Raw genomic sequence first — 26,338 nt, 5'->3', positions numbered from 1 at the left:
ACATACTTCTTTCATGTCCTCATCACTTAGCTTGTCACGTGTCACCAAGTCGTTCGGGAACCAGCGAGTCCTCAACGACGTCTCGCTTTCAGTAACTCCTGGACGAGTACATGCTTTGCTTGGGCGAAACGGCGCGGGAAAGTCCACCCTGATGTCGATTTTGTTGGGACTTTCATCTGCAGATTCTGGAACCATCGGTGAGCTGCCTACGGTCGGTGCGTCCTTGAACGGACCAGCTTTCTACGGCCACCTCAGCGCACGGAATAACCTCCTTGTGCACACAAGATTGCTTGGTCTGCCCGCGGAGGAGGCAGATCGGGCTCTTGCTGTGGTTGGGCTGGTGGACGTCGGCGGCAAGAAAGCCAAGAGTTTTTCCACCGGAATGAAAGCTAGGTTGGCCCTAGGACAAGCGATTCTCGGAGACCCCGAAGTGCTCGTACTTGATGAGCCGCAAAATGGCCTTGACCCGCAAGGAATCAGCGAGCTACGCGAGCTGCTGCGTGACTGGGCTGCGCGAGGCGGCACGGTTCTAGTTAGTTCTCACCAACTGGGGGAAGTACTTCATCTCGCAGATGACATTTCTGTGCTGGCACAAGGTGAAATCGTTTATTCGGGGCCTCTGCGTGATTTGGCTCCGGTAGGAAACTTGGAAGAGGAGTTCTTCCGCCTCACCGCAGGGGGACGCAATGTTTAGGCGTCAACTTTGCGCAGAGCTGCTGCGCGCTCGCGGTACTTCGTTGGTGTGGCTGCCTTTGATAGCCGTGCCTTTGGTCCTTCTGACATATAACCTTTCTCGCCTTGCATCTCCTGCCACCGATGCGACGGGCGTACTCATGTGGCAATCAATGTATGTCACTGGGATGGCGGCTCCACTTGTTGCAATGTTTGCTGCGGCTGCGGAGGCACGGGAGAAGCGTGCTCGGTTTGGCGGGACGCATATGCGTTTGGCGGGGCTTCCGAAGGTGCGAAGGACGCGATTCTTGAATGCCGAAAGGTTGGCCCGCCTCCTCGTTGTCCTCCTCAGCATCGCTGTATTTCATGTAATTAATTTCGGCGGAAGTTGGTTGGCCGTCTATTCGCGCGAGAATAGCTCACGCATTCTCGCTGTCGGTGTGCTGTGCTTTGTCGGCTCGATTGGCATTGCTGGATTGGCAGCAGCAGTAGCACGCCTGACCAACTTGGTAGTGACACTCGTAGTGTTTGTTATCTGGCAACTATTCTTTGCCCTAAATCCCGTCGTGGAAGCCGACAATTGGTGGATTTGCCCGCCAGCGTGGCCGGTGCGAGCTGTACTGCCGATAATGGGCATTCACCGAAACTCCGTTCCACTTGAGCCGGGTGTGCCTTTGGCAGCTGAGAAACCATGGAACGCATTAGCTTTGTGCGTTCTTCTTGCTCTGGTGGGAATGGCAGTAGCGCTCTGGGCACCAGATAGCTGGCACCCACGGCTAGTCCGACGCTCGAAAGTGGCAGCAAATGAACCTGGGGTGGGATGGAAGCCCGCTGTGGTTAAAAGGGATTGCGCACAACGGCCATGGCCATTTTTAGCGCTTTGCTTTGCGGCTACGACACCAGCGCTAGTGGCCTGCATGGTTCTCAGCGCAATGCTGATGGTGTTTACCGCTTTGCTCTACCCGGCCTCTTATGTCCATGGCCTGTTCGTGTTCGGCATTTTGCCCATCGGATCGGGGCTTGCACCCGTGTTGGGATGGGCTGCACTGCGCGATAGTTGGCCGTTGATGTTGCTCGAATATCGAGGGTGCCGAAGCACCTTTATCTACTGGTTAATCAGCGTGGTCGCTGTAATGTCAGCATGCAGCTTGCTTGCTGGGCTCATTGCTGGCGGTGCGCTGGGCGATGAGCTTCGCCGACTCGTGCTCAGCATTGCAGTGGGCACCATTATCGCTTTGGCAAGCTTGTTATTCAATGCCCGATTCGGGAGCACGTTCACGCTTGCTCTGAGCATCGTGTTTGCGATCATTTCGCTTACGTTGGGCGGAGATGTCCTCGCGAATACTCCATTGTGGACTGTAGCCTTTAACGCTTGGCCGGAGACGGTCACGAATATCGGCCGAATGACAGTAGCGATACCCGTGGTGGTGGTAGCGCTCGCATCTCTTTGTTTCTGCTGGCAGAAGAAGGCTCCCATGGTCGGGAGCTCGGATTCTTAACCCGCGAGTGACTTCGTCCAAGAAGTCCACCAGAACTTCGCCCCAGAGCGCCTGCTTGACCAGCATGCCCCAGCCGCGGCCACGGGCGCGGCGGCAGCTTGCAGCATCTCTTCGGTCCACTCGCGTTCGATGGGGCCTTCGGCGGTGGGGACGTCGAGGTCAGCAATTGAGAGGATTTCACCGTTGCCCGCGAGATAACCCACCAGTGCACTGTCCGCCTCGTGGCACACGCGCAGTGCCAGGGAAGGGGAATCGTTAGTTTCCAAGTGGGGTGGGGCTATCTGAATTACGTGCATGGCAGCTTCTGCTCTCGGTGAGTGTTTTCCATTTAATTGTGATTTAGATTTCTTGAGCAATAAAAGCCCATTGTAGGGAGTTTTCGGTTACCTCCGAAGGCTAAAAGTTGCAGCGCGGACTATTAAAAACTGGCATGCTTGTAGGCATGACTAACGGAAAGCTCATTCTTCTTCGACACGGACAATCCCAGTGGAACGAATCCAACCAGTTCACCGGTTGGGTAGATGTTGACCTCACCGCAAAGGGCGAGGCAGAGGCAAAGCGCGGCGGCGAGCTGCTCAAGGAGCAGGGCATCCTGCCAGATGTTCTCTACACCTCCCTCTTGCGCCGTGCTATCCGCACCGCAAACATCGCTCTTAATGCTGCTGACCGCCACTGGATTCCGGTCGTACGCGACTGGCGTCTTAACGAGCGTCACTACGGCGCTCTGCAGGGCCTCAACAAGGCTGAGACCAAGGAGAAGTACGGCGATGAGCAGTTCATGGCATGGCGCCGCTCCTACGGCACCCCGCCACCAGAGCTTGAGGACTCCTCCGAGTACTCCCAGTCCGATGATCCGCGCTACGCAGACCTCGACCAGGTCCCACGCACCGAGTGCCTGAAGGACGTCGTCGAGCGCTTCGTTCCTTACTTCGAGGAAGAGATCCTTCCGCGCGCCAAGAAGGGCGAGGTTGTCCTCATCGCTGCCCACGGTAACTCCCTGCGCGCACTGGTCAAGCACCTCGACAGCATCTCTGACGAGGACATTGCTGGCCTGAACATTCCTACCGGTATTCCGCTGGTCTACGAGATTGCGGAAGACGGCAACGTAGTCAACCCAGGCGGCACCTACTTGGATCTGGAAGCAGCCGCAGCGGGCGCAGCCGCTGTTGCCGCACAGGGTGCCAAGTAAGTACCTTTAAGACTCCATAGAGTTCCCAGGGGGTTTATACTCCCTGGGGATTGTTGCGTTTTAAATATTTAACTTTTTAGTGGACTCGTGGAACTAGTTTTAGCTTTCTTTGCCGGCGTGGTCGTGTGCGGCCTCGCCCTACCGGTGATCACGTGGTTCCGCGGGCGCTGGGAGCGTTACCGCAAGTCCAACGAAGCCGATGCAAACCAGGTCACCACCGTGAGCCAGGTGCTGCACCTCGCAATCCAAGGCGCACCGACCGGCATCACCGTGCTCTCCCGGGCAAAGGAAGTCATTCTTTCTAATCCCTCTGCGCATGAGATGTCGCTGGTCCATGACAGGTCTGTTAATCCTGACATCTGGAAGGTCGCTGAAGAGGTCTTTGAGGACAAGGAAACTCGCTCGCTGGACCTCTCCATCCCCAAGCGCCGCACGGGAAACCGCGTCACGCAGGTGTTGGCGGTGGTCAAACCGCTGACGCTTAACGACGACCGCTTTGTCATCGTGTACGGCACCGACGAATCGGAGTCCGTGCGCATGGAGGCGGCACGTCGCGACTTTGTGGCCAACGTCTCGCATGAGCTCAAGACGCCGGTCGGTGGTATCGCATTGCTGGCGGAGGCTCTGCTCAATGACCCGACTGACGTTGAAACCGTGGAGTACTTCGGTGGCAAACTACAAAATGAAGCCAGCCGCATGGCGGATATGGTCAACGAGCTTATTTCCCTATCTAAGTTGCAAGGCGCAGAGGCGCTGCCGGAGATGGAGCCGCTGAATCTAGATGAACTAGTTGATGAGGCAATCTCTCGCAACCAGCTGGCAGCCGATTCACATCAGATTGAACTTACCCGCGGCAAGCCGGTGGGAGTGCAGGTCAAAGGCGATAAGGCTCTGCTTATCACCGCTATTTCCAACCTCATCTCCAATGCCATCCACTACTCGCCGGATGAGATGCCGGTGTCGGTGACTCTCAAGATCGTCGGTACCGACATCGTGCTCGTACGCGTGACTGACCGCGGAATCGGTATCGCCCCGGAGGACCAAAAGCGAGTCTTCGAGCGCTTCTTCCGCGTGGATAAGGCCCGCTCCCGCCAGACTGGCGGAACGGGCTTAGGTTTGGCCATCGTCAAGCACGTGGTGGCCAACCACGGCGGAAATATTAAGCTGTGGTCGCGGCCGGGCACGGGTTCGACCTTCACGATCGAGCTGCCTATTTATAAAGACGAAACTGCAGCGGATAACGTAGAGAATCAGGATAATGAAGTAGATGGTGCCATCGGCTCAGCTGCGCCTGGGCTTCCTCGTGCCGTCGCTCGCGTAGCCGCACGTCGAAAGGACAAAGCACAATGACCAACATCCTCATCGTTGAAGATGAAGAGTCGCTGGCGGACCCGTTAGCGTTCCTCCTCCGGAAGGAAGGCTTCGACGTAATCCTCGCCTCGGACGGACCCACCGCCCTGGAGCAGTTCGCCAACAACACCGTTGACATTGTGCTTTTGGACCTCATGCTGCCGGGAATGTCCGGCACCGATGTGTGCAAGCAACTGCGTGCCACCTCCTCGGTTCCCGTTATCATGGTGACGGCTCGTGACTCGGAGATCGACAAGGTCGTTGGCCTCGAGCTGGGCGCTGACGACTACGTGACCAAGCCTTATTCTTCCCGCGAACTCATCGCGCGCATTCGCGCTGTCTTGCGCCGCGGCCATGACGTTTCGGCTGAGTCCCAAGAAGAAGGGCTCGAGGAGCAGATTCTGGAAGGCGGCCGCGTGCGTATGGACGTGGAGCGTCACATCGTCATGGTGGACGGCGAGGAAGTATCTATGCCGCTCAAAGAGTTTGATCTGCTGGAGTACCTGCTGCGCAATGCGGGCCGCGTGCTGACCCGCGGGCAGCTCATCGATCGCATTTGGGGTGCCGATTACGTTGGCGACACCAAGACTCTCGACGTCCACGTCAAGCGCCTGCGCTCCAAGATTGAGGCTGAGCCCTCTCGCCCGCAGCACCTAGTTACGGTGCGTGGGCTCGGCTACAAGTTTGAGCTTTAGTAAGCGTCGGCTTTCACGCTTGCTGGGTGGCGGGTGAGTTTTACGCCTGCCGCTGCGGCCTGCGCTCGGGCCGCGCAGTGATCTGCCAAGATGGCGTAGCATTCTTCGCCCATAAGAGCGATGAGCTCGGTCTTTTGAGAGCACCACATCGGCTCTGGTGAGGTGTGGCAGGCTGCATCCGTGGAGCAGTACCAGTCGAAGTCCTCGCCGCCGCCACCCCAGCCGCGGCGGTCATACTCACCAATGGTGGTGCGGAGGATTTCTTGGCCGTCTGGGCGCTCCTCGTATTCCTCGTGGCGGCGCAGCGGCAGCTGCCAGCACACCTCCGGTTTGACCACGGTCAGCTCTTCGCCTTCCGCCATGGCCCACTGATGGAGCGCGCAGCCGGCGCCGGTGGCCCAGCCCGCGCGGTTGGCAAAGATGCACGCGCCATCCACGATGGGGGTCTTGAGCGCGGGTTCTGGTTCGCCGTCATCACCATCGAGCTCGTCCCACACCAGCCATGGTTCTAATTCGGTGGGATCTTCTTCGGCGAGGTATTTATCTACCCCCGCCGGGCGCAGCTGCCAATACTTGGCGGGCATGCGCTCGACGGCGTCGTATAGCTGCTCCCTATCGGTCTCGTCGGCCATGTAGGCGCCATGGACGCAGCACCCGACGTCGGGCTGCTGCTTGTCGATGCCGTGGCAGGCTGAGGTCCCAAATTGGCACGTGTAGTGCGATTCCACCCACGTCAGATCGATGGAGAAGACGTGGAGCGGGTCCGCTGGGTTGGTGAATTCGAACCATTCGCGCGGAAAATCAGGAGCCTCTTCGCGGCCCGCGAGGATGGATGCGGCGGCGGGGGAGGTGGCTGGAAAACCGAGGTAGACCTCTTTAGATTTCGGGCGATTCACACCTACCCACGGTAGACCTACTACTCTAGGAGTGTGCGATTAGGTGTATTAGACGTCGGAAGCAACACTGTTCATCTCGTTGCGGTAGACGCCGCAACGGGCGGACGCCCGAGCCCGATGAGCGATTGGAAGACCCCACTGCGCCTTGTGGAGCAGCTGGACAAGGATGGCAACATCCATGAAAAAGGCTTGAAGAAGCTGATTTCTGCCGTCGGTGAAGCGAATGAGCTGGGAAGGAAGCTGGGCTGTGATGAGTTCATGGCTTTTGCTACCTCGGCGGTTCGCTCTGCCCCGAACTCGGAGCACGTGCTCGACGCGGTGGAGAAGGAAACCGGCGTACGCCTGGAAATCCTCTCTGGTGAGGAAGAAGCGCGCCTGACGTTTCTCGCGGTTCGCCGTTGGTATGGCTGGTCGGCTGGCCGCATCACTAACCTCGATATCGGTGGTGGCTCCCTGGAGCTGTCCACGGGTGCCGATGAACACCCTGACTTGGCCTTTTCCCTTGACTTGGGGGCAGGCCGCTTGACCCACAACTGGTTTGATACCGATCCGCCTGAAAAGGCTAAGGTCAATATGCTCCGTGACTATATCGATGCTGAATTGGTAAGTGCGACTTCGCAGATGCGTGCCATGGGCGAAGCTGGCCTTGCGGTGGGTACCTCGAAAACCTTCCGTACGCTGGCCCGATTGACGGGTGCTGCGCCTTCTTCGGCGGGTCCGTATGTGAAGCGTACGCTGACTGCACCGGGTCTGCGACAGCTCATTTCCTTCATCTCCCGCATGACTGCAGCAGACAGAGCGGACCTTGAAGGAGTAAGTTCTAACCGATCGCATCAAATCGTCGCAGGCGCATTGGTGGCCGAGGCAAGCATGCGCGCCTTGGGCATTGAGAAGCTGGAGATCTGCCCGTGGGCACTCCGTGAAGGCGTGATTCTGCGACGCACCGATAAGGGACTGGAATAGGAATTAGACGTGGCTGATGAAAAACAGTTGACAGTAGCGGAGCTCCTCGCACGTAATGCGAAGGAGCACGCTGGTGCTGAATCTGAGGGCGGCTCGCGCCGTCGTCGCCGCCGCCGTAGCTTGGAAGACGGTGGCGTGTCCGTTGCCGAACTTACCGGCAACCTTGAGAAGGTAACGGCCACCCCGGCCCAGTCGAAGCACTCCAGCGTTTCCATCGACGAGACCGCACCGGTCATTCCTGCACCGAAGCAGGAAGAAGACTCCAAGAAGGCTGAAGCGCCGGAGAGCGACAAGGTCAAGGACGCTAAGACGGAGAGTGCATTCCAGCCTTCCACTGAGGACACTCACGTCATCAAGCGCGTGGACGAGAAGTCCGCGCCTAAGCAGTCCGCTTCGGCCGTTGCTGACAAGAGCGGCGTCGCTAAGAGCGGCGTCGCCAAGGGCGACGCGGTGAAGGGGGACAAGGCTGAGGCCAAGCTTGCGGAGAAGGAATCCGACGCCAAGCTTGACGACGCCCTGACCCCGCCCGCCGATGGCGCAACCGAAGCTAGTGTCTCGGTACAGGTAAGTGAGAAGGAGCTGGACAAGAAGGACCAGACTGACGTTGTCGAGACCGAGGAGGACTTCGAGGAAGAGGACGAGAAGCTCAACCCGTTCTCCGTACTTCTCCTTGCACTCATCGGCATCGTTCTTGGTGCGGTCGTCTTCAAGGGCTTTGAAATCCTGTGGGATAGCTTCTCCCGCACTGTTGTGGCAATCCTCGCCATTGCGGTTACTGCTCTCATGGTGGCGCTCGTACACGTACTGCGCACCAACCGGGACGGCATTTCGATGACGCTGGCTGCATTCGTTGGCCTCGTGCTGACCTTCGGCCCGCTGCTCATCGTGATGTAGCACCACCGCGCTCATCGCCAAGGTTGAGCGGCCACGCTTAACGCACAGCGCGCCCCATCGTTCACTAGAACGGGGGCGCGCTTTTTGTTTGCCAACAGTGGGCTTTGGCCAGACTTCGGGCTTTCTGGCACTGTGGTGTCCATGACAAAGATTGCAGTACTAGGTGGAGGACAAATCGGTGAGGCGCTCGTTTCTGGACTCGTGAATGCGGGCTACGACGGCGCAGACATCGTGGTGACTAATCGTCGCGAGGAGCGTCGCGCCGAGATGGAGAAGACCTATGGCGTGAAGACGGCCAGTGATAACAAGGAAGCCGCCCAGGATGCGGACTTCGTGTTCGGCTGCGTCAAGCCTTATGCCATCGAAGAAGTCTTTGCGGAGGCCGAACTGCCCAAGACCGCCGTCGCTGTGTCACTTGCGGCAGGCGTTCAGCTCGAAAAGCTGGAGACCGCGGCTGGTGAGGGCGTACCGGTGGTGCGTGTTATGCCAAATACCCCGATGCTCGTGGGAAAGGGCATGAGTACGGCAACTAAGGGTACCCACGTGAGCGATGAGCAGTTTGAGGGCGTCGTCAAGCTCTTGGAGGCCGTCGGTGAAGTGGCTGTGGTGGCCGAGAAGGACATCGACGCTGCTGCCGCGCTGGCGGGTTCGGCACCGGCGTACTTCTTCCTCGTGGTGGAGTCTCTGATTGATGCGGGTGTGCAGCTGGGCCTTACACGCGACGTCGCTACCAAGCTCGCCACGCAGACCGCAGCGGGCGCGGGAGCGATGCTCGTGGGCTCAGGCCGCGAACCGCTGGCGTTGCGCGCTGGAGTGACCTCTCCTGGTGGCACTACGGCTGCTGCGATCCGCGAGCTCGAAGAGTCGGGTATTCGCGGTGCTTTCTACCGCGCGGCTGAGGCCTGCGCGCAGCGCGCCAAGGAGCTTGGCTAGAACCCGACTTTTGTGGCCTTAAACGACATCGTTGTTATGCGGGTGTCCCCTTGAGTGGACCAAATTCTTCATAGCGTGATCCTGGTGTGACACCAGTTGTGCGGGGAGTTTGAGGTTAGCTGGGGGACACCTGAGAAAAAATTTGGCTCTTGGGTCGCATTAGTCACAGGTTTCACGCTAGGCTAGTACAAGCACGTGCGTGAATGTCCTGTGGGAGGGGAAGCCTACAGCGCGTCACGGGCTGAAGGGTTAGATTAACTATGGCTAATGAAGATAAGGGAACCTTTTTGACCATCGCCGAGGTCGCAGAGATCATGCGAGTCTCCAAGATGACTGTCTACCGTTTGGTTCACGCAGGCGAGATGCCGGCAGTTCGCGTTGGACGCTCTTTCCGTGTTCACGAGTCTGCTGTTAACGAGTACCTTGAGGCTTCCGTTTACGGAGCTTGAATTTACTCGCGCCTTTGCAGCGCCCACCTCTGTTGACCAGCTTGGTCTGCGGTGGTGGGCGCTGCCTTTTTGGTGCTCAGGTGCACTCTGGGTAAGATAGTGACCATTCGTGCCAGCGGTCCTGCGTCTTCCGCGTTTTTCGAGGAGCATTCCTAGGAGAGTGCGGGGTTGCTGAGAAGTGCACCTTAGCGGCCATTTCCAGGCTGTTGCTGGCAGGTTTAGTACGTACTGATCTCGAAAGTGAGGAAACCTACTATGGGTTCTGTCATCAAGAAGCGCCGTAAGCGCATGTCCAAGAAGAAGCACCGCAAGATGCTGCGCCGTACCCGCGTTCAGCGTCGTAAGCTTGGCAAGTAAACATTAAGGCCCTGGCTCCTTTGGGAGTCAGGGCCTTCTTGCTACTTAGCCCGGGAGTTGACTGATTCCTTACTTGCGCATCAAACGCCAGCTGCCGTAGGAGAAGGCAGCTGTGGCCATGGCAGGCAGGCCGTAGGTGCGTACTGCCTTGCGCACCGAGCGGTAGTCGCGGATGAGCCAGCCGTTGTCCTCAGCCACGTCGCGCAGCTTGGAGTCCGGGTTAATGGCCACGGGGGTCCCCACCATCGAGAGCATGGGAACGTCGTTTACGGAGTCAGAGTAGGCCGTGCAGCGCTCCAAGTCGAGGTTCTCTATCGTGGCCAATGCCGCGACTGCGTGGGTCTTGCCGGGGCCGTGGAGGATATCGCCCACGAGACGGCCGGTGAATTTGCCATCGACAACCTCAGGGACCGTACCCAGAGCGCCAGTGAAGCCAAAGCGCTTTGCCAGAACCTGGGCTAGCTGAACCGGGGTCGCGGTCACCAGCCACACTTGCTGGCCGGCCGCGATGTGCATCTGCGCCAGCTGGTTGGTGCCCGGGTAGGCGCGGCGAGCCAGCGAGGCGTCCACGATTTCCTCGCACAGTGCCACCATGTCTTCCACTGTGCGGCCTTTGACAAACTCCAAGGCCTGAACGCGGCCGGCGGCGATATCGTCGGCGTTCTCACTGCCGGAGACGCGGTATTTCAGCTGTTTCCACGCAATTGGCAGGATCTCCCGCAGCTTGAAGTAACGCTTGCGGTACAAACCAAAGGCAAAGGCCACGAGCGAGGAGCCTTGAATGAGCGTGTTGTCCACGTCGAAGAAGGCGGCCGCGCCGGCGTCCTGCGGGATGTCGGGGTCCGGCTGGGTGATCTTCTTTGCCCCAGCGGATTCGAAAGAGCCCTGCACAGAGTCCACGCCCGAGTGGTAGGACTTAAGGTCCAGCCCGAAGATGCTGTCCACCGCCGCGCTGGCAGCGGCCTCACCTGCTGCCTTTTGCGCCTCATCATCAAGCGGAGCAAAGGCTTGGTTCTCCAAGAAGTTGCGGAGATTGCCGCGGCTGGCTGTCCAGTTTGCAAGGAAGTCGCGCGGAGAATTGGGCATTATGGGTGGGGTAGGGGGCTGGGAGGCCCCAGGGGAACTAGAGGATGCGGACACGCATGCAGCTTTCGACGGTGTGGCAGACTATCGTGTCCATAGTAAACCTTTAGGCCAATGGCGTCTTTTCGAGCGTCTAAGTCAGGAGAAAATAGTTATATGTCGCGCCGCGTCGTCGAGTTGATGGTCCGTACTACCTGCGGTTCCTGCAAGCGAGTCCGGGAACAAATCACTCCGGTCGTGGAGGCTGCTGACGCCGAATTTAATGTGCGCAACGTCGATGAGGATCAAGAGCTGGCCATGGAATATGGCGACCGCGTGCCCGTTGTGGTTATTGACGGCGAGGAGTTCTCTTGCTGGGAAGTCGACAATGACGAGCTGGCCGCGGAGCTCGCTTCTTAATTGATTCAGGCGAATTAGTACTGCCTTAGTTCGGATTTTTCCGAACCAACTAGTAGTCTTTTGGTTGATTTGCATCAATCAAAGGGTTGATCTGAAAGTGGAGGATTGTGCATGAGTGTGCTCGTCGTGGGCATGTCCCACCAGTCGGCACCAGTAGCGCTGCTGGAGAAGCTAAGCATGGATGCCGCGGTGCAAACGACCGCTTGCGGGGAGCTGGTTTCTGCACAATCTCTGTCCGAGGCCATGATTATCTCCACGTGCAATCGCATGGAGGTATACACGGTCACCAACTCCTTCCACACCGGAGTCCAAGACGTCGTGCACGTCCTGACCGAGGTTTCTGGTGTCCCGGAAGATGAGCTGCGCGGTTATCTGTATGTGCGTTATGCCGACGCGGCCGCTGAGCACCTCATGACGGTTACCTCCGGTCTTGACTCCATGGTGATGGGCGAGCAGCAGATTATCGGCCAGGTGCGCACCGCCTACCAGTCTGCGGCTGAGCAGGGAACTGTGGGCCCGCGTATCCACGCCTTGGCTCAGTCCGCGCTGCACACTGGCAAGCGAGTACACACCGAAACCGAGATCGACGAGGCCGGTTCCTCCATGGTGTCTTTCGCCTTCGACCAGGCCACCCAGCGCATGGGCGTAGAGGATCTCCACGGCAAGACCGCGCTCATTCTGGGGGCAGGGGCCATGGCTTCCCTCGCGGCAACGCATGCGGGCCGCTTGGGCGCGGAGCTCATTATCGCTAACCGCACCCGCGAGCGCGCAGAGCGCCTGGCTTCCCATGCCCATGAGGCTGGGGTTCACGCCGAGGTCATCGACTTTGAAGACCGCGCCCGCGTGCTCGGCCGGGTAGACCTTGCCATCTCCGCTACCGGTGCACAGAACTTCACCATTGAGGCAGACGACGTCGCCAAGCATGGCGTCACCGGCCGCACCCTCATGCTCATTGACCTGTCCCTGCCGCGTGACATCGAGGACGCAGCTGCGGAGGCTGAAGGTGTGGATCTGGTCAACATTGAGCGCCTGAGCCGCTCCCTGAGCGCTGCGGATACCGACATCGCTGCTGGTACGAGCCCGCACGCGCAGGCACGCCGCATCGTGAACGAGGAGCTCGAGGCCTACGCTTCCGCACAACGCGTGCGCGACGTGGTGCCCGCGGTTTCTGCTTTGCGACGCCGCGCCGCCGACCTCGTCGAGTGCGAGGTTGCGCGCCTGACCCAGAAGCACCCGGAGCTCGATGATAAGCAGATGGATGACGTCAACCGCGCCTTGAAGCGCGTGGTGGACAAGCTCCTGCACGAGCCGACCGTTCGTGCGAAGCAACTGGCTGCTAACTCCGGTACAGTCAGCCACGAGACGGCCCTGCAGGAACTCTTTGGCCTGCAGATTGAAGGCACAGGTGTGGCGGTCGACGTCGACCAGCTGCCCGACTTGAGTGAAGTCAAAAAGAGCCAAGAGAACAACGCCAAGTAAGAGGAAAAACTTTTTATGTTCAAGATCGGTACTCGCGGTTCCAAGCTGGCCACCACGCAGTCGGGCCACGTGCGCGAATGGCTGAAAGCCAACGGCTTTGAGTCAGAGCTGCACATCGTCACCACCCATGGTGACGTCAACATGGCGCCCGTCGAGCGCATCGGTGTGGGCGTGTTTACGCAGGCCCTGCGCGAGGCGCTTTACGGTGGCGAGTGCGACATCGCGGTCCACTCCTTCAAGGACCTTCCCACCGCGGCCGACGAGCGTTTCCTCCTCGTCGTGCCGGAGCGCCAGGACGTGCGCGAAGCCCTCGTGGCACGCGACGGCCTGACCTTGGCGCAGCTGCCCGAGGGGGCCCGCGTGGGTACCTCGGCGCCGCGCCGTATTAGCCAGCTCAAGGCGATGCGCCCAGACCTCGACATTCAGCCGCTGCGCGGCAACATCGACACCCGTATGGGCAAGGTGACCTCCGGTGAACTCGATGCCGTGGTCTTGGCTTACGCGGGCCTAGTCCGTGCCGATTACCAGGACATGGCCAGCGAGGTCTTTGCCCCGGACACCTTCATGCCGGCCCCAGCGCAGGGCGCGCTGGCCATTGAGGCAGTCAAGGACTCCGCCGCAGCCCGTGCCATCGAGACCTTGATTGACGAGCAGGCTTCCGCCGCCTCCCTCGGCGAGCGCACTGTCCTCTCCCGCCTGGAGGCAGGCTGCACCGCGCCCGTGGCTGCAACCTCCACCATAGAGAACGGTCAGCTGACCGTGCGCGGTGGCGTCTTCGCCCTGGACGGATCGCGTCAGCTTTTGGCTTCCGCAACGGGACCTTTGAGCGATGCAGCCCAGCTGGGCAGCGCTGTCTCCGAGGAGCTTTTCTCCCGCGGTGCAGCCGAGCTGCTGGGCAACTAATTTTTTGTTTAGGCCTTGATAATTTAAGGTGTATCTAGCACACGATCATTGGCCTCCAATGATTTGGCCCCCCTTAAACAGATCCCAGGACTTCTGGCCTGGGATTTTGGCCGTTAATACGCTGTGAAGAACACCGCCCGCTGGTAGCAGGGAAAACGCTGCGCACGATCATGTCCGTGCGGGGCGCCTGAGACCCAAACGTAGAAAAGAACCTTATGAGCAACGCTGTGCCGGACATCCAGTCTGAACTGGGCAAAGTCGTATTTGTGGGCGCCGGCCCAGGCAACCCTGAGCTGTTGACCGTCCGCGCCCGCGAGGTTCTCGAGGCGAACGCCATCGCTATTGTCGACGCCGAGGTTTCCTCCGGAGTGCGCGACGTTGTCGCCCGTGCGGTCCCCGTGCCGCAGGAGCTTCTCGACGCCGCCGAGGCCGAGTACGCACGCATCTGCGCCGAGGCCAAGGAGGCTGGCGCACGCCGCAAGCCGCCGCGTCCTGCCGCGCCTACCGCAGCTGTCTTTTATGCCCCGGAGAGGGAAGACGTCGTCAAGCAAATGCGTGAAGCGCTGGTTGAAGCCGATGGCCTCGATGTCATCCGCCTGGTAAGCGGCAACCCGCTCAACCGCGAGTCCATCAAAGCGGAGATTTCCGCCGTGGCCGCGGCAGGCCTGGAGTTCCAGGTTGTTCCGGGCATGTCCTTGCCTTCCACCGTCCCCTCCTTTGCAGGTCTGGCGCTGGGCGCGACCTACACCGAGGCGGACATTACCGAAGGCGCTGATTGGGACTCCCTGGCAAGTGCGACGCAGCCGCTCGTACTGCAGGCTACTGCTGAGGACCTGCCGCTGATTTCTCGCGAGCTCATCGACCGTGGCATGTCCGCGGACATGGAAGCCTACGTCACCGTGCATGGCACCACCCGCCTGCAGCGCACCCACGAGACCACCTTGGGCACCTTGGGCAAGCTCGACGCCGAGCTGCCGGGCGACCTCGTGGTGACCCTGGGCCGCAGCTTCGACGATCGTTCTAAGTACTCCTGGTGGGAAAATCGCCCGCTGTACGGCTGGCGCGTGCTCGTGCCGCGCACCAAGGAGCAGGCGGCTGCCATGTCCGCGCGTCTGGCTGGCTACGGCGCTATCCCGCAGTCTGTGCCCACCATCTCGGTGGAGCCGCCGCGTAACCCGGCGCAGATGGACCGCGCCATCAAGGGCATCGTGGAAGGCCGCTACAAGTGGATCGTGTTTACCTCTGTCAACGCAGTCTCTGCCGTGTGGGAGAAGATCGCCGATCTGGGCCTGGATGCCCGCGACTTCGCAGGCGTGCACCTGGCAGCGGTGGGCAGCAAGACCGCCGACGCCATCCGCGCCAAGGGCATGGTCCCGGAGCTGTTGCCGAACAAGCGCAAGCAGAACGCCGAGGGTCTGGTTGAGGTCTTCCCCAACTACGTCGAGGACATCGATGCTGTGGGCCGCGTGCTGTTGCCGCGCGCTGACATTGCTGGCGACGCCTTGGTGACCGGCCTAGAGGAGCTAGGCTGGGAGGTCGACGACGTCGTGGCTTACCGCACCGTGCGTGCGGCACCGCCTGCGGCTGAGGTGCGCGACATGATCAAGTCGGGCGGTTTTGACGCCGTGGCGTTTACCTCTGGCTCGACCGTGCGCAACTTGGTGGGTATCGCTGGCAAGCCGCACGCTCGCACCATCATTGCTTGCATCGGACCGTCCACGAAGGCCGCGGCTGAGGAGTTGGGCCTGCGCGTTGATGTGGTTCCGGAGGTCGCTGAGGTGCCTGCGCTTATCGACGCCCTCGCTGAGCACGTCGCCGCACTGCGCGCCGCTGGCAACCTGCCTGCGCCGCGTAAGAAGCGTCGCAAGCGTAAGACGAGCGCCAAGTCTGCATAGACGCTGCGGCTGAGTAGACTAGCGGGGCACAAGAAAAAGCCTTCACGCGTGCTCGCCTGTGACAGGGTGAGCCCAAAGGAGAAGTCATTATGGATCTTATTCGTCGCCCCCGCCGTCTGCGCCAGTCCCCAGCTTTCCGCGAGCTTGTTGCGGAAACTACACTGCGTCCGGCAGATCTGATTCTGCCGATGTTCATCGTTGACGGTATTGACGAGCCCCACGAGATCCCCTCCATGCCGGGGGTTTATCAGCACACCTTCGATTCCTTGAAGCGCGCCGCGCATGAGGCGCTCGATGCGGGCGTCAAGTGCGTGGACCTCTTCGGCGTGCCGCTGGACGAGGATAAGGATGAGACCGGTTCCGTGGCATGGGATCCGCAGGGAATCCTGAACCGCGGCATCGAGGAGCTGCGCCGTGAATTCGGCGATGACCTCATCGTCATGGCGGACACCTGCCTGGACGAGTTCACCTCCCACGGACACTGTGGCGTGGTGGATGACAAGGGCCGCGTCAAGAATGATGAGACGGTGAAGCTCTACCAGGACATGGCTCGCTCCCAAGCCCGCGCTGGCGCGCACATGGTTAGCCCATCTGGAATGATGGATGGCCAGATCGCCGCCATCCGCGAGGCCCTTGACGAGGCCGGCCACGAGGACGTCGCCATCATGGCCTACTCGGCCAAGTACGCCTCTGCGTTCTTTGGCCCGTTCCGCGATGCCGTGGGCTCCTCTCTGGAGGGCGACCGCCGCACCTACCAGCAGGATCCGCGCAACCTCCGCGAGTCCCTGCTGGAGATCGACCTCGACATCGAAGAGGGCGCGGACTTCGTCATGGTCAAGCCGGGCCTGCCTTACCTCGATGTGCTGGCGGCAGCGGTGGAGCGCTCCTGCGTGCCGGTGGCCGTGTACCAGGTCTCTGGCGAGTACGCCATGATTAAGGCGGCTGCGCAGAATGGCTGGATTAACGGTGAGGCCGTTATGCTGGAGTCCTTGACTGCATTCAAGCGTGCAGGTGCGGATCAGATTCTGACCTACTTCGCCACCGACGCAGCGCGACTTCTGAAGTAGTTTCTGAACTAAGTTCAGAAGTGATTTTGGCCCACCAGCTTCAAACAGCGACCGAACCTTCAAAAGGATATCTGTGACATTCCCGGCTCCTCAGTCCCCTCAGCAGACCCCGCAGGCTCCAACTGCTGCCCAGGCCCCGCAAGCCCCACAAGCTCCGCAACCGGAAAAGGAGCGCCCTGAGGCAGTAAGCCTCATGCTCAAGCTGTGGGCCGGCGCCTTGGGCTTTGAGGTCATTCACCAGATACTGAATGTGGTGATGACGCTCCTCAACCGCTCGGTGCTGTTTGCCGAGGCTCGCAAGACTGCTGAGGAAGCCGCGAAGGATTCGGGGCAGGAAATCTCCGACTCCTTGATCAGCATCATCGGTTATGGCTCGGTGGCCTTCTCCAGCCTGATTTCTTTGGTCATCATCGTGGTCCTTGCGGTGATGCTGCACTTGCTGAACAAGAACAAGAAGTCTGCGGGCACGGGACGTCGCCTGTGGTTCGCGTTCTCCTTGTTCTTTGCTTTTCGCACGCTGCTCGTCTTCCTCTCGAGCCCGGCGGGCAACGAGGCGCCGGACTGGCTCATCATGGTCGATGGCACCGTGCAGATCTTGGTCGGCGTGGCCGCAGTAATGGGTCTAATATTCTCCGTGAAGGAAGAAACCCTGGACTACACCGGCGAGCTCGAGGAAATGCGCAAGCTGGAGCAGGAACTAGCGCAAGAACGCCGCGACAAAGAACGCGAGCGCCGAGAACAGGAACGCAAAGAGCTGTTGGAAAAGCAGCAGAAAACTTCAGAACACGATGCCCCGCGCGACTCCAGTCGCTATGACCAGGAGCCACGGCGATGACAAGTATGTTCCCGGGCCAAGGAAACGGCCAACCCAAAGGTGACCCATCCCGGCCGGGGCCGGTTGATTACAACCGTGCAGGACGCAAGAAGAAGGGCGCGGAAGACTCTGCTGCGGCAGCGAACCATGCAAACTGGTGGCCGCGTTCGCTGCGCTTTTCCTACTGGGTTCTCGTCATTGCTGCAGTCATCATGCTGGTCTCTGGCATGGTGGGCCTCTTCGGCGACTCCGGCGCTGAGGAAGTCGCTGCCTCCCCGGAAGTGGCTGAGTACCTTTCCCGCAACCGCAACTTCGTAGCTATTTCCAACATCGTGTGCGCCATCATCATGGCTGTTTGCTCCGCGCAGCTAGCGCACGGTTCCAAGTGGTCGCGCCGCATCATCACCATCGCGATTGCGGTGACGCTGTTCGTCAACGTCGCCGCGATGGCGCTGGGTGTGGGTGGACTCATCCTCATCGTTATTCCAGTGGTTCTGGCGGTGGCTTTGCTCTTGCTTTATCGCCCTGATTCCAACCAGTTCATTCGCGAGCACAACCCGCGCTTCTAGCTTTTGCGTGGGATCGCATGCGCGGGCCCGCTAGCGAAGGTGTGGCTAACTAGATTCGTATCCAACTTTTGATTCATAATGAGGACCATGTCACGACTCAACAACGCCCCGCTTATCGACGCTGCCACTGGCCGCACCCCCTCTCGTCTGCCGGTATGGTTCATGCGCCAAGCTGGACGTTCGCTGCCTGAGTACCGCAAAGTACGCGAGGGCATCGACATGCTCGACTCCTGCTTCATGCCGGAGCTGCTCGCCGAAATCACCCTGCAGCCGGTCCGCCGCCACGACGTCGACGGCGCCATCCTGTTCAGCGATATCGTCGTTCCGCTCAAAGCAGCAGGAGTAGGCGTGAACATCGTTCCCGGCCGCGGCCCAGTCATGGACGCGCCCATCCGCACCCGTCAGGACGTGGAGAACCTGCCCATCCTGGACCAGGACGTTCCCGAGGTCCGCGAAGGCATCCGCATCATCCTGGACGAGCTGAACCCGCAGCAGGCGCTCATTGGTTTCGTTGGTGCGCCTTTCACTCTGGCCAGCTACCTCGTGGAGGGCGGCCCGTCCAAGAACCACGAGAAAACCAAGGCCCTCATGCACGCGGAGCCGGAGACTTGGCACGCGTTGATGGAGCGCCTGACACCCACCATCATCTCCTTCTTGGAGCTGCAGATGGAGGCGGGCATCGACGCGATGCAGCTCTTCGACTCCTGGGCGGGCTACCTCAACGAGCGTGATTACCGCGAGTTCGTGCTGCCGTATTCCACGCGCATCCTCGCGGCTGCTGAGGGCCGCGTGCCACGCATCCACTTTGGTGTGGGAACCGGCGAGCTGCTCGGCGCGATGTCCGAGGCCGGCTCTGAAGTCATGGGCGTGGACTACCGCGTCTCCATGGATGTCGCAGCCAAGCGCGTGAGCGCCCGCACTTTGCAGGGCAACCTGGATCCTGCGCTCTTGTTCGCTGGCGACGACGCCATCCGCGGCGCAGTGCGCACCATCAAGGACGAGGTCGCGGCAGCCCAAGCAGCCGGCGACATCGATACACATATCTGGAACTTGGGCCACGGAGTGCTACCTACCACCGACGCCGACGCTGTCACCCGCGCCGTCGCCATCATCCACGAGGAGGGCTAATGAAGATCGCAATTATTGGTGCAGGCTTGGCGGGCCTTACGGCAGCGTGGGAGATCGCTTCCCGCAACGAGGGCCACGAGATCGACGTCTATGAGGCAGAGGGCCGTATTGGCGGCAAGCTCTACACCGTGCCTTTCAACGACGGCCCCACCGATATGGGCGCTGAGGCCTTCCTTGCCCGCAACGCTGAGGTCGTGGACTTCTTCACCCAGCTGGGCTTGGCGGACTCCTTCGTCTCCCCATCGGGCCTTTCCCCGCTGGTCTACGTGGATTCGAAGCTGCAGTCCCTGCCCTCCGGCGGCATGATGGGCATCCCGTCTTCCTCGGCCACCATTGCACCTTTGGTCTCCGAAGAGACGGCGAAGCGCATCGACAACGAGGAGCCCTTTGAATGGGAAATCGGCGGCGACGTGTCCGTGGGCAAGCTGGTGCGCCAGCAGTTCGGCGACGACGTGGTGGACCACGTGGTCTCCGCTCTATTGGGCGGCGTGTACTCATGCACCGCGGACGACCTGGGGCTGCGCGCCACCATCCCGGCGTTGGCAGCGACCTTGGACAAGCTCGCCGCAGAGGGGCCCGTGACCCTTTCCGCCGCAGTCAAGGCGATGGAGGAGGCCCGACCTCGCACGCCTGGCAAGGGAGCACCGTTCCAAACTTTCCGCGGCGGCTACGCTGAGGTTTACGAGGCACTCGCGGAACAGTCCGGCGCCGATATCCACCTCGATTCCTTCATTTCTGGTGTGACCCGTGAGTCCGAGGGCTTCCGCGTCAAGGGCGCACCGAACGAGGCCGGCCTTTATGACCGTGTGCTGTTTGCCACCCCTGCGCCCACTACCGCGCGTCTTCTGCCGGCTCTTTCTCCTGCGGCTGCTGCCGCGCTGAAGAAGGTGAAGCTGGCCGGCTCCGTAGTTGTGGGCTTCAAGTTCGACTCGGATACTGATCCGGAAGGCAACCGCTTGCCCGATAACACCGGAATCCTGGTGGGCACGGATCAAGAGGGCGTAAACGCTAAAGCGTTTACGCTGTCTTCGAGAAAGTGGCCACACCTAGCTGAGCGCGGCGGTGCCCTGGTCCGCGCTTCCTTCGGCCGTTATGGCGACGACGCACTGCTGCGCGCTGAGGAAGATCAGCTGGTGGATTACGCCTTGGACGACCTCCAGCACATCACTGGTTTCGACGGCCGCGCGGCGGGCGTTTCTGAAATCTTCACCCAGCGCTGGTTCGGTGGCATCCCGCGTTACGACGAGACCCATCTGGCCACGGTTGCCGCGGCGCACGCCGCGCTTGCCGACGTCCCTGGCATAGAAGCCACCGGCGCCTGGTCCGGCGGCGTGGGTGTGCCAGCCGTCATCGCTGATGCCCGCGCGGCTGCGCAGCGTCTGCTCGCGTAGCTAGAGAGCAGGAAACCCCTCGCCCTTCGCCAGCCAGGCCGCCTACGAAAAACCTCCACCGACAAGCTGCTAGAGCAAAATTGGCAAAGCGATGGAACCTATGAGCAGTAGCAGAACGGCGGCCATGAAAACCTTCGCCTGCCAGCGCGCGTAGTTGAAGTCCATGCCGGCGCCGAAGCGCTTGTCCACCATGATGGCTGGGTCGTCAGGGTTGTAATAGAACATGCCCCACTTGTAGAACTTGTCATTATCGGGGGAGTCTTTGCCGTCGTCAGGGAAATTCACGCCCCGCAGGGCATCATCGATGCGCGTTTGTGCGCGCAGGATCATCATGATGAGGGCGATGACCCCGACCAGGCTCATGACGATAACGCCGATGAATCCCACAGGCAGCCAGCCGGCGTAGCGAGGCAATGCGGAGGCAACCTGAATCTGCGACATGGGTAGGCAGATTGCAAAGAGCAAGAAACCTGTTGCCTGGTTTGTAGCGTCCATTACCGCGCGGTTTCGCAGCTGACCCTTGATGGAGCGGTCCGAACGTGAATGGACCGATGAGGTGCAGACGAACCAAAAAATGAGCGCGAATAGTGCGATCATTCCGAGGTTAACGAAGGTCAACCCGAATACAGTGCCGATGCCTTTGTCGCTCCAGGCGTCGGGCTGCATGGAGGCGCCCCAGTGCGTAGGGATGGTCTCGGGAATCGTGTCCCAGCCTTGGGCAACGATTCCCGCGGAAGCTGCGGTCATGAGCAGTGAGCCGAGGACCCAAATCCAGGGAAAGCGGGGCTGGGCGGTGAGGTTGGCCAGCGCGCTGTTGTTCAGCGGCGTGGCAGTTATCTGTGCGGAAATGGCTGTTTCGACATCGTCATACCAGCCGCCCGCGGCTTTGGCCTCGATGATGCGGCGACGCGATTTAACGTAAGCAAAGAGTGCTCCAAAGATGACGATAAGGGAAGGAAGCGCTGCGATTGCTGGCCACTTCCATGTGGCCACTGAAATTAGGGTGGCGGCGATACCAAACGCCCACACGAGGCAGCGGTAGTGCTTAATCGCATCAGTTACTGCAGGCTCAGCGCGTTTGTCGTGGGGTACTGAAACACCAAGGGGCAAGACGGCTATCGCCGGTGCTGCCGCCAGGGCCCACGTCACGGCTAAGATGACCGCGGCCATTGATAATGCGAAAATCATGGTAGTTCCTTCAGGATGGCGTCGAGATGGTCACGGATTTCGGAAACGGTGAAGCCCTGTGCGCGTGCAAGCCAGGCGACGCGGGTGAGGCCCTCGTCGAGTTGCTGGGATTGGGCTGCAGTGCGGGCACCTGGGCGGACCACGGTGCCGGAGCGTCCAGCGGTTTCGGCTAGGCCTTCGGCGACGAGTTTGTCATAAGCCTTCTTGATAGTGGCGGGGTTGATGCCGAAGTCGGCTGCGAGACGGCGAACTGGATCAAGCTTGTCGCCGTCACGGAGCTGCCCGTGAGCGATGGCCGCAACTATCTCGTCGTGGATTTGTTTAAACAGTGGGACGTCAGAGTCCGGGCTAAGGGTGATGAACATGCACCCTCACTTTCTGTGTTGTTCTTACTAATACAACGTTGTATTAGTAAATATAGCACAGATTGTATTAGTGTCAATGATGCAAACTTGGGCTGAAACTAGTTACCTAAAGCTCAACGGTGCCCTCGAGAGTTGCGAGCTCGCCACCGAGAGAGGCGAGCAACGTCGACTTACCTGAGCCGTTAGCTCCCTTTAGGCCGTACATGCGGCTCGGGGCAAACTCGCGGGCAAGATGGCCGAGGGCTGCGGTATGTCCGTAAGTGGCATCGATGTTCAGCATGCGGCAAAGCTATCAATTCTGCTGCTCGCAGGCTTTCAAGACCTTGGTTTTGGTGCCTTGAACTGCTAAAATTGAGCGTCAAACAGCTATCTTGCGGGAGAAAAAGAATGGTTAATCCACAACCCGCTAATGAGTTCATAAACACCGAAATTGATAAACCAAGGGATAACAAGTTGGCCTTGGGAGACGCGGCAATGCGTTTGGCAGGCCATGACGTTAGTGACCCGGAAGTCCGTGACTTGGCCCGCCGCGTAGCCGCTGGCACGGTGTTTGCTGAGGACGCAATAGTCCAAGTTCGCCGGACGGCATTTAAGTAAGCAGGGGAAATTAGTGGGGCCAGAGCTGCCCAAGGCCGTGAACAAGATTTTTCATAGCCAGGACACAGGCGATAACGCGCAGCTGGCGCGGGTGCTGCGCGAAATCGTCGGCAACCGCTAGCTCGTACTAGCCCTTGTTGCGGAATACAAAGATGGAAGAGAAGTCCTGGTCGCCGTGGCCCATGGACTGCTGTTCCTCAAAGCGTTCGATGGCGGCGTGCACTGCTGGCAGCGGCTTAGAAGAGGTAGCCTCCATGAGCTTGGCGTCCTTGCACAGGGCGTCGACAGTGAAGTCGCCCGGAGTGGTGTTGCGCTCACCCGTGATGAACGGGCCCTTCATGTTCTTGATGAATGCCAAGCCGGTGATGTCGAGCATCTCCAGAACGACTTCAGAGTCGAGGCCCTCGGACTCGCCGAGCTGCAGAGCCTCGAGCAGGCCCTCAGCGGTAACAGCGAGCGCCAAGTTGGCAAGCAGCTTGCCAATTGCCGCGGTGGCTGCCGATTCCACACCGATGAGCTTGTCCTTACCAGCCCACGGCTCAACCAGGTCCATGGCCTGTTCGCGACGGTCGTCGTCAGGCGTGCCCACGTAAACGCCTAACTCACCATTTCGCGCCGGGCCGAGGGAGCCCACTACCGGGGCATGGACGTAGGACTCCACCGCCGCGGCGAACTCGCGGGCGGCCTCCGGGGAGACGGTTGTGGTATCAATCCAGGTCACGCCCTCCGGAATGAGGTTGGTGTCGATAACACGCTCTCGGATGTCATCCGGGCCGAACAGCGAAGTGATGATGACCTCAGCATCTTTTACCGCATCCTCCGGGGTGGCGGCGAGAGTAGCGCCTTCGTCGACAAGCGGTTGCGCGCGCTCGGCAGTGCGGTTCCACACGGTGACGTCGTGGTTAGGGATGAGGTGGCGGGCAAGCTCGCTGCCCATGCGGCCGGTTCCAAGGAATGCAATCTTCATGGCTGCCAGTGTGCCATTACCCGGCGCAGGTGTGCCATGATTAGGCGCAGGCGCGCAGCCTGTGCGTTCCGGACGAGGGAGCCGTACCCGGTAGCGCGACAAGACGGCCAGAAGGAAAAGTCATGGCTTGGTTCATTCTGATCGCCTCCGGTGCTTTCGAAGCCGTATGGGCGGCGGCCCTCGACAAATCCGAGGGATTCTCCCGTTTGTGGCCGTCAGTCATTTTTGTCGTCGCGTGTTTCATCTCTATGGGTGGCTTGGCCTGGGCCATGAAAACCATCCCCGTGGGCACCGCCTATGCGGTGTGGGCCGGCTTCGGTGCCGTGGTCACTGTCAGCTATTCAATCCTGGCCGGCCACGAAGCCGCTACCGTGTGGAAGGTCCTTTTCCTCGCAATGATCATCGGCGGCATCGTGGGCCTGAAAGTGGTGCATTAAGCATCGTGGGCCTGAATGTGGTGCATTAAAACGCACCACATCACTAACCGCATTAGCGAAGTTCGCTAATGCGGTTAGTGAGGCAACGGAATGTAGATGTCCTCAGGGCGAGGCAGCGGTGGTGGCTTAGGGATCTGATCGATACCGCCCTGTACCTCGGGCGGTATCGGGATTGCTGTTGGAATCTTTGGCGGCGGTGGGAGAGCCGGCACGGGAAATTCTGGCAGCTTGGGCATTTGCGGAAAGGCAGGTCCCGGCGCAGGCGCTGGACGTGGAGCCGGCCGCGGCGCAGGGGCCGGCGCGCGGACGGTGACAGTGTGAGTTTGAGGCAGGTGCTCCTGGTCTAGTTGGCCTTGGCCGAGTGCATTTTCGGCAGATTGCAGCTCCTGGTTTGGTGCCGCTCCTTCCGGTGCCGTTGCGGTGGAAGCCTCTGGTTCCAAGCGGGTGATGGGTTGCGGAGCCGCGCCGGGATCCCACACAGTGGCGCTTGAGGTGGTTGGTCGAGCCGTCTTGTCCTCTTGCACGGCTACTGGAGTGGTCTCGTGTGTTGCGCAGGAAACGCACAGTGTAGTGCCCAAACCCAATACGCAGATAAGCAAGCGCGAACGCATAATTCTTCCCCCGAAGTTGTGACGTTTGCCAGCGCAACCCCCTGCGCTGAACTTGTGGTGCCGTCAGTGTAACCGCATTGTGGACAGCCCGCACGGCGAGTGTGCGAACGTGCTGCAAGACGCGCAGGAGACTCCAACTTTTGTATAGTGCTAAAACAGTTACAATGTTGGCTATGCCTAATACGAGTCAGCAGCCAGTTTCCCAGTCCACCCAGTGGTTCGAGCGCGCCACCAAGGTCACCCCAGGTGGTGTGAACTCCCCGGTCCGTGCCTTCGGCTCGGTCGGCGGCCAGGCCCGCGTCATCGCCCGCGGCGAAGCTTCCCGACTGTGGGACGTCGACGGCAACGAGTACGTCGACCTGGTTAGCTCCTATGGCCCGATGATCCACGGCAACGCCCACCCGGCAATCGTGGAGGCTGTTCAGAAGGCAGCAGTCGACGGTCTCTCCTTTGGCGCGCCGACCGAGGCGGAAACCCTGCTGGCAGAGCGCATTGTGGAGCGCACCGCAGTAGAGCAGGTCCGCCTGGTCAACTCCGGCACGGAGGCCACCATGTCCGCAGTGCGCCTAGCCCGCGGTTACACCGGCCGCGCCAAGGTGCTGAAGTTCGACGGTTGCTACCACGGCCACGTCGACGCCCTGTTGGCCTCTGCTGGTTCTGGTGTGGCCACCTTCGCCCTTCCTGACTCCCCGGGTGTCACCGGCGCTTCCGCTGCCGACACCATCGTGGTCCCTTACAACGACCTCGCTGCCGTGCGCGAGGCTTTTGCCGCGCACCCAGGCGAAATCGCCTGCATCATCGCTGAGGCAGCGCCCGGCAACATGGGCACCGTCGCCCCGGTAGAAGGCTTTAACGCAGCGCTGAAGGACATCGCGCATGCCGACGGCGCGCTGCTCATCCTCGACGAGGTCATGACTGGTTTCCGCACCTCCCACAAGGGGTGGTTCGGCGTCGACAATGTGGCGGGAGACTTGGTCACTTTCGGCAAGGTTGTATCTGGCGGCCTGCCGGCTGCTGCTTTCGGTGGCCGCGTCGACGTCATGGCTTATCTCGCACCGGCTGGCCCGGTGTACCAGGCGGGCACGCTCTCCGGTAACCCGGTGGCAATGGCTTCTGGCCTGAAGTCCCTCGAGCTGGCAAACGAAGAGCTTTACCCACGTCTGGCTGCTAACGCAGACCGCCTCACCGGCCTTATCTCCGCTGCCCTGGATAAGGAAGGTGTGGCCCACAACATCCAGCGTGCCTCGTCGATGTTCTCCATCCGCTTCGCAGAGGGGCAGGGCAATAACTTTGACGACATGAAGGCTGCCGATACCTGGCGCTTTGCGCCGTTCTTCCACGAGCTTTTGCAGGGCGGCGTCTACGTTCCGCCGTCAGCTTTTGAGACTTGGTTTGTTTCGGACGCCCTGACCGACAATGATTTTGAGGTAATCGAAAAGGCGCTTGCTCCGGCAGCGCAGGCGGCAGCAGCGGCAGTTCGCCCGCAGTAGTGCGCTAGTCTACTTGCGCACTAGCGCAGCAGCTCACGTAAAGAGCGAAAGGAACATT

29 protein-coding genes and 1 riboswitch are annotated in these 26,338 nt (G+C 60.3%); of the genes, 21 read left to right on the top strand and 8 right to left on the bottom strand.

What is annotated here, in order from left to right:
- Positions 1 to 13: 13 nt before the first annotated feature.
- Positions 14 to 694 carry an ATP-binding cassette domain-containing protein gene (locus tag I6I72_RS05365; RefSeq protein WP_034656496.1) on the top strand — a complete coding sequence of 227 codons (681 nt, stop codon included), beginning with the start codon at positions 14 to 16 and terminating at the stop codon, positions 692 to 694.
- Positions 695 to 980: 286 nt separating this feature from the next.
- A complete protein-coding gene (locus I6I72_RS05360; RefSeq protein ID WP_152908282.1) occupies positions 981 to 2,171 on the top strand; it encodes an ABC-2 family transporter permease in 1,191 nt (396 codons plus the stop codon).
- Here the strand turns inward: I6I72_RS05360 and I6I72_RS05355 are convergent.
- Positions 2,168 to 2,437, bottom strand: coding sequence for a hypothetical protein (locus tag I6I72_RS05355; protein ID WP_146213169.1), 270 nt, complete (start codon positions 2,435 to 2,437; stop codon positions 2,168 to 2,170). The genes I6I72_RS05360 and I6I72_RS05355 overlap by 4 nt on opposite strands.
- Positions 2,438 to 2,613: 176 nt before the next feature.
- Here I6I72_RS05355 and I6I72_RS05350 point away from each other — a divergent pair, with 176 nt between their 5' ends.
- From I6I72_RS05350 to I6I72_RS05340, 3 genes are all read left to right on the top strand, one after another.
- Positions 2,614 to 3,360 carry a phosphoglyceromutase gene (locus I6I72_RS05350; protein ID WP_049146073.1) on the top strand — a complete coding sequence of 249 codons (747 nt, stop codon included), beginning with the start codon at positions 2,614 to 2,616 and terminating at the stop codon, positions 3,358 to 3,360.
- A gap of 87 nt (positions 3,361 to 3,447) precedes the next feature.
- Positions 3,448 to 4,710, top strand: coding sequence for a sensor histidine kinase (locus I6I72_RS05345; protein ID WP_005527593.1), 1,263 nt, complete (start codon positions 3,448 to 3,450; stop codon positions 4,708 to 4,710).
- Complete coding sequence (locus I6I72_RS05340) at positions 4,707 to 5,405, top strand: response regulator transcription factor (RefSeq protein ID WP_049063219.1); 699 nt, start codon at positions 4,707 to 4,709, stop codon at positions 5,403 to 5,405. The genes I6I72_RS05345 and I6I72_RS05340 overlap by 4 nt, the downstream gene beginning before the upstream one ends.
- Here I6I72_RS05340 and I6I72_RS05335 read toward each other — a convergent pair.
- A complete protein-coding gene (locus I6I72_RS05335) occupies positions 5,402 to 6,301 on the bottom strand; it encodes a hypothetical protein (RefSeq protein WP_005527596.1) in 900 nt (299 codons plus the stop codon). The genes I6I72_RS05340 and I6I72_RS05335 overlap by 4 nt on opposite strands.
- A gap of 33 nt (positions 6,302 to 6,334) precedes the next feature.
- On the opposite strand from I6I72_RS05335, the gene I6I72_RS05330 reads away from it, so the two are divergent.
- From I6I72_RS05330 to I6I72_RS05310, 5 genes are all read left to right on the top strand, one after another.
- Positions 6,335 to 7,264, top strand: a complete 930-nt coding sequence (locus I6I72_RS05330) for a Ppx/GppA phosphatase family protein (RefSeq protein WP_080548581.1) — start codon at positions 6,335 to 6,337, stop codon at positions 7,262 to 7,264.
- 9 nt (positions 7,265 to 7,273) lie between these two features.
- Positions 7,274 to 8,158, top strand: coding sequence for a hypothetical protein (locus I6I72_RS05325; RefSeq protein ID WP_049063218.1), 885 nt, complete (start codon positions 7,274 to 7,276; stop codon positions 8,156 to 8,158).
- A gap of 141 nt (positions 8,159 to 8,299) precedes the next feature.
- Positions 8,300 to 9,091, top strand: a complete 792-nt coding sequence (gene proC, locus I6I72_RS05320) for a pyrroline-5-carboxylate reductase (RefSeq protein WP_005527600.1) — start codon at positions 8,300 to 8,302, stop codon at positions 9,089 to 9,091.
- Between the two features lie 260 nt (positions 9,092 to 9,351).
- Positions 9,352 to 9,540, top strand: coding sequence for a helix-turn-helix domain-containing protein (locus I6I72_RS05315; RefSeq protein ID WP_005527601.1), 189 nt, complete (start codon positions 9,352 to 9,354; stop codon positions 9,538 to 9,540).
- Between the two features lie 255 nt (positions 9,541 to 9,795).
- A complete protein-coding gene (locus tag I6I72_RS05310) occupies positions 9,796 to 9,897 on the top strand; it encodes a 30S ribosomal protein bS22 (RefSeq protein WP_003855542.1) in 102 nt (33 codons plus the stop codon).
- Between the two features lie 69 nt (positions 9,898 to 9,966).
- Here the strand turns inward: I6I72_RS05310 and I6I72_RS05305 are convergent, their stop codons facing one another.
- Positions 9,967 to 10,983, bottom strand: a complete 1,017-nt coding sequence (locus tag I6I72_RS05305) for an HAD-IB family hydrolase (RefSeq protein WP_005527602.1) — start codon at positions 10,981 to 10,983, stop codon at positions 9,967 to 9,969.
- 153 nt (positions 10,984 to 11,136) lie between these two features.
- Between I6I72_RS05305 and I6I72_RS05300 the strand changes: the two genes are divergently transcribed.
- The 9 genes from I6I72_RS05300 to I6I72_RS05260 all read left to right on the top strand — a co-directional run bounded on the left by I6I72_RS05300 (position 11,137) and on the right by I6I72_RS05260 (position 20,625).
- A complete protein-coding gene (locus I6I72_RS05300; protein WP_005527603.1) occupies positions 11,137 to 11,379 on the top strand; it encodes a glutaredoxin family protein in 243 nt (80 codons plus the stop codon).
- 111 nt (positions 11,380 to 11,490) lie between these two features.
- On the top strand, positions 11,491 to 12,858 hold the full coding sequence (locus I6I72_RS05295) for a glutamyl-tRNA reductase (protein ID WP_049063217.1): 1,368 nt from the start codon (positions 11,491 to 11,493) through the stop codon (positions 12,856 to 12,858).
- 15 nt (positions 12,859 to 12,873) lie between these two features.
- Complete coding sequence (gene hemC, locus I6I72_RS05290; protein WP_005527606.1) at positions 12,874 to 13,761, top strand: hydroxymethylbilane synthase; 888 nt, start codon at positions 12,874 to 12,876, stop codon at positions 13,759 to 13,761.
- Positions 13,762 to 13,976: 215 nt separating this feature from the next.
- On the top strand, positions 13,977 to 15,656 hold the full coding sequence (locus tag I6I72_RS05285; protein ID WP_049151541.1) for a bifunctional uroporphyrinogen-III C-methyltransferase/uroporphyrinogen-III synthase: 1,680 nt from the start codon (positions 13,977 to 13,979) through the stop codon (positions 15,654 to 15,656).
- Between the two features lie 89 nt (positions 15,657 to 15,745).
- Positions 15,746 to 16,723, top strand: a complete 978-nt coding sequence (gene hemB / locus I6I72_RS05280) for a porphobilinogen synthase (RefSeq protein WP_049063769.1) — start codon at positions 15,746 to 15,748, stop codon at positions 16,721 to 16,723.
- A gap of 73 nt (positions 16,724 to 16,796) precedes the next feature.
- Entirely contained in the window at positions 16,797 to 17,558 is a 762-nt protein-coding gene (locus I6I72_RS05275; protein WP_049192232.1) for an MFS transporter, read from the top strand.
- The gene (locus I6I72_RS05270) at positions 17,555 to 18,106 is read left to right on the top strand and encodes a TerC family integral membrane protein (protein ID WP_049146058.1); all 552 of its coding nucleotides are present in this window, start codon (positions 17,555 to 17,557) and stop codon (positions 18,104 to 18,106) included. The genes I6I72_RS05275 and I6I72_RS05270 overlap by 4 nt, the downstream gene beginning before the upstream one ends.
- 87 nt (positions 18,107 to 18,193) lie before the next feature.
- Complete coding sequence (gene hemE / locus I6I72_RS05265) at positions 18,194 to 19,234, top strand: uroporphyrinogen decarboxylase (RefSeq protein WP_070508676.1); 1,041 nt, start codon at positions 18,194 to 18,196, stop codon at positions 19,232 to 19,234.
- Positions 19,234 to 20,625, top strand: coding sequence for a protoporphyrinogen oxidase (locus I6I72_RS05260; protein WP_114975896.1), 1,392 nt, complete (start codon positions 19,234 to 19,236; stop codon positions 20,623 to 20,625). The genes hemE and I6I72_RS05260 overlap by 1 nt, the downstream gene beginning before the upstream one ends.
- Positions 20,626 to 20,694: 69 nt before the next feature.
- Here the strand turns inward: I6I72_RS05260 and I6I72_RS05255 are convergent, their stop codons facing one another.
- The 4 genes from I6I72_RS05255 to I6I72_RS05240 form a co-directional block, all read right to left on the bottom strand.
- Positions 20,695 to 21,813 (bottom strand): DUF5808 domain-containing protein, encoded by a 1,119-nt coding sequence (locus tag I6I72_RS05255; RefSeq protein ID WP_201807634.1) that lies wholly within the window; start codon positions 21,811 to 21,813, stop codon positions 20,695 to 20,697.
- Positions 21,810 to 22,178, bottom strand: a complete 369-nt coding sequence (locus I6I72_RS05250) for a GntR family transcriptional regulator (RefSeq protein WP_201807631.1) — start codon at positions 22,176 to 22,178, stop codon at positions 21,810 to 21,812. Before I6I72_RS05250 ends, I6I72_RS05255 begins: the two co-directional genes overlap by 4 nt.
- Positions 22,179 to 22,284: 106 nt before the next feature.
- The gene (locus I6I72_RS05245; protein ID WP_236592674.1) at positions 22,285 to 22,458 is read right to left on the bottom strand and encodes an ATP-binding cassette domain-containing protein; all 174 of its coding nucleotides are present in this window, start codon (positions 22,456 to 22,458) and stop codon (positions 22,285 to 22,287) included.
- A gap of 444 nt (positions 22,459 to 22,902) precedes the next feature.
- The gene (locus I6I72_RS05240; protein WP_049146051.1) at positions 22,903 to 23,742 is read right to left on the bottom strand and encodes an NAD(P)-dependent oxidoreductase; all 840 of its coding nucleotides are present in this window, start codon (positions 23,740 to 23,742) and stop codon (positions 22,903 to 22,905) included.
- A gap of 46 nt (positions 23,743 to 23,788) precedes the next feature.
- Positions 23,789 to 23,854: riboswitch (guanidine-III (ykkC-III) riboswitch) on the top strand.
- A 10-nt stretch (positions 23,855 to 23,864) separates the two neighbouring features.
- On the opposite strand from I6I72_RS05240, the gene I6I72_RS05235 reads away from it, so the two are divergent.
- Positions 23,865 to 24,179: a DMT family transporter gene (locus tag I6I72_RS05235; protein WP_049146047.1), complete on the top strand. Its 315-nt coding sequence runs from the start codon at positions 23,865 to 23,867 to the stop codon at positions 24,177 to 24,179.
- A 74-nt stretch (positions 24,180 to 24,253) separates the two neighbouring features.
- Here I6I72_RS05235 and I6I72_RS05230 read toward each other — a convergent pair whose 3' ends face one another.
- Positions 24,254 to 24,790, bottom strand: a complete 537-nt coding sequence (locus tag I6I72_RS05230) for a cell envelope integrity protein TolA (protein WP_049146046.1) — start codon at positions 24,788 to 24,790, stop codon at positions 24,254 to 24,256.
- Positions 24,791 to 24,954: 164 nt separating this feature from the next.
- On the opposite strand from I6I72_RS05230, the gene hemL reads away from it, so the two are divergent.
- Positions 24,955 to 26,280 (top strand): glutamate-1-semialdehyde 2,1-aminomutase, encoded by a 1,326-nt coding sequence (gene hemL / locus I6I72_RS05225; RefSeq protein WP_166683374.1) that lies wholly within the window; start codon positions 24,955 to 24,957, stop codon positions 26,278 to 26,280.
- Positions 26,281 to 26,338: the final 58 nt, after the last annotated feature.

Origin of the sequence: Corynebacterium striatum (genome assembly GCF_016728105.1) — a bacterium.
Classification (GTDB): domain Bacteria; phylum Actinomycetota; class Actinomycetes; order Mycobacteriales; family Mycobacteriaceae; genus Corynebacterium; species Corynebacterium striatum.
Note: the sequence above shows the minus strand (reverse complement) of the source record. Positions and strands in the feature narration are given on the sequence as shown.

Bases quoted from the DNA above. Each gene is read 5' to 3' on its own strand.
- hemB (WP_049063769.1), top strand. From the start codon at position 15,746: ATGGATCTTATTCGTCGCCCCCGCCGTCTGCGCCAGTCCCCAGCTTTC.
- hemC (WP_005527606.1), top strand. From the start codon at position 12,874: ATGTTCAAGATCGGTACTCGCGGTTCCAAGCTGGCCACCACGCAGTCG.
- I6I72_RS05305 (WP_005527602.1), bottom strand. From the start codon at position 10,983: ATGCCCAATTCTCCGCGCGACTTCCTTGCAAACTGGACAGCCAGCCGC.
- I6I72_RS05255 (WP_201807634.1), bottom strand. From the start codon at position 21,813: ATGATTTTCGCATTATCAATGGCCGCGGTCATCTTAGCCGTGACGTGG.
- I6I72_RS05350 (WP_049146073.1), top strand. From the start codon at position 2,614: ATGACTAACGGAAAGCTCATTCTTCTTCGACACGGACAATCCCAGTGG.
- hemE (WP_070508676.1), top strand. From the start codon at position 18,194: ATGTCACGACTCAACAACGCCCCGCTTATCGACGCTGCCACTGGCCGC.
- I6I72_RS05260 (WP_114975896.1), top strand. From the start codon at position 19,234: ATGAAGATCGCAATTATTGGTGCAGGCTTGGCGGGCCTTACGGCAGCG.
- I6I72_RS05340 (WP_049063219.1), top strand. From the start codon at position 4,707: ATGACCAACATCCTCATCGTTGAAGATGAAGAGTCGCTGGCGGACCCG.
- I6I72_RS05240 (WP_049146051.1), bottom strand. From the start codon at position 23,742: ATGAAGATTGCATTCCTTGGAACCGGCCGCATGGGCAGCGAGCTTGCC.
- hemL (WP_166683374.1), top strand. From the start codon at position 24,955: ATGTTGGCTATGCCTAATACGAGTCAGCAGCCAGTTTCCCAGTCCACC.
- proC (WP_005527600.1), top strand. From the start codon at position 8,300: ATGACAAAGATTGCAGTACTAGGTGGAGGACAAATCGGTGAGGCGCTC.
- I6I72_RS05365 (WP_034656496.1), top strand. From the start codon at position 14: ATGTCCTCATCACTTAGCTTGTCACGTGTCACCAAGTCGTTCGGGAAC.
- I6I72_RS05285 (WP_049151541.1), top strand. From the start codon at position 13,977: ATGAGCAACGCTGTGCCGGACATCCAGTCTGAACTGGGCAAAGTCGTA.
- I6I72_RS05310 (WP_003855542.1), top strand. From the start codon at position 9,796: ATGGGTTCTGTCATCAAGAAGCGCCGTAAGCGCATGTCCAAGAAGAAG.
- I6I72_RS05245 (WP_236592674.1), bottom strand. From the start codon at position 22,458: ATGCTGAACATCGATGCCACTTACGGACATACCGCAGCCCTCGGCCAT.
- I6I72_RS05295 (WP_049063217.1), top strand. From the start codon at position 11,491: ATGAGTGTGCTCGTCGTGGGCATGTCCCACCAGTCGGCACCAGTAGCG.
- I6I72_RS05250 (WP_201807631.1), bottom strand. From the start codon at position 22,178: ATGTTCATCACCCTTAGCCCGGACTCTGACGTCCCACTGTTTAAACAA.
- I6I72_RS05230 (WP_049146046.1), bottom strand. From the start codon at position 24,790: ATGCGTTCGCGCTTGCTTATCTGCGTATTGGGTTTGGGCACTACACTG.
- I6I72_RS05270 (WP_049146058.1), top strand. From the start codon at position 17,555: ATGACAAGTATGTTCCCGGGCCAAGGAAACGGCCAACCCAAAGGTGAC.
- I6I72_RS05235 (WP_049146047.1), top strand. From the start codon at position 23,865: ATGGCTTGGTTCATTCTGATCGCCTCCGGTGCTTTCGAAGCCGTATGG.
- I6I72_RS05300 (WP_005527603.1), top strand. From the start codon at position 11,137: ATGTCGCGCCGCGTCGTCGAGTTGATGGTCCGTACTACCTGCGGTTCC.
- I6I72_RS05315 (WP_005527601.1), top strand. From the start codon at position 9,352: ATGGCTAATGAAGATAAGGGAACCTTTTTGACCATCGCCGAGGTCGCA.